Here is a 1,076-nt window from a genome sequence, read left to right on the forward strand (position 1 = left end):
CTGGCAGGAGTTTTACCAGTCTTGGCGGGGCCAGGCTGATGAGGCTACAGAGGGAGCCCAGCAGCAGCAGGCTCGCCAGCCAGCGTAGCGGGGGCTGGGATCGGAAAGATCGATTCATAAACGATTGAAGATAGAAAGTTGAACTAGTTGAGAAAAATTATTGGTAAAGGCTTTAAAAAAAATAATGAGAAATAAAGTGAAGTAGCTACTTATTACTGAATAGCATTCCAGTAATAAGTAGCTATTGCCTGCATTCCTGCATCGTTAGGATGGTGGGCTACACCCGCATTCGAGTATTGACTTGCTTTGTAATCGGTCCGCTCACGTATTGCATCTAAGTTTACAAATACGTAACCTTTCGTTTGGGCATAATTCTGGAACGCGATATCAGACGCTTCTTTGTTCGCCCAAAAGCTATTCCGGACGATAATTTTTGCGCCTGGTTTTGGATTACAGACGCTGATTAATTGATCCAATTGCTGATTGAATTTGCTCAAATCAAATAGAGAAGCCTCTATGTTTTCTGACAGAGATATAAGCACCAGATCAGTTGTATAATTATTGCCAAAAAAAGTGGTCATTGGGTCAATAAATAACTGCTGGTAATTAGGTGGACTTTGGCTGTCACGGTACGCGGACTCCCAGAAAGCACCTGCTCCCGTGTAGAATACTTTGCATTGTGGATGAGCATTTTCCAATAATGGAATCAATCGGTGTACGTAATCATTCGATTGACTACTCGCAGCCATTCCATAGTTACCAGGTCCGCCCCAACCTTCATAAGGTGGGTGTTCGGTGATTGAGTTTCCAATGATAGCTACTCTATACGTTGCTGTTGACGCACCACAACTAGTGGGTGAGCTGGCCGTTTGCTGGGTCGAGCAACTGCCCTGGCTGGCCGTCACCACCACGTTGGTGCCCACCGGCACGTTCACCACACTGCTGCCCTGCACACTGCCCGCGCTGGCCGTGACTGTCGCGCCCGACTGGGCCGTGAAACCCACCGAGTACACGCTACTGCCCGTGCAGCTGGGCGTGCCCAGCACCAGACTAGGCGCGCTCGAGCAGCCGCCCCC

2 protein-coding genes are annotated in these 1,076 nt (G+C 49.1%); one reads left to right on the forward strand and one right to left on the reverse strand.

The window, feature by feature from the left end:
* Window positions 1-212 precede the first annotated feature (212 nt).
* A complete protein-coding gene (locus CLV58_RS27895; RefSeq protein WP_146141577.1) occupies window positions 213-710 on the reverse strand; it encodes an SGNH/GDSL hydrolase family protein in 498 nt (165 codons plus the stop codon).
* A gap of 100 nt (window positions 711-810) precedes the next feature.
* Here CLV58_RS27895 and CLV58_RS27900 point away from each other — a divergent pair.
* Window positions 811-1,076, forward strand: a 266-nt coding sequence (locus tag CLV58_RS27900; RefSeq protein ID WP_146141578.1) for a hypothetical protein, incomplete at its 3' end; no start/stop codon positions are given.

It is taken from the genome of Spirosoma oryzae, assembly GCF_003002825.1.
Classification (GTDB): Bacteria; Bacteroidota; Bacteroidia; order Cytophagales; family Spirosomataceae; genus Spirosoma; species Spirosoma oryzae.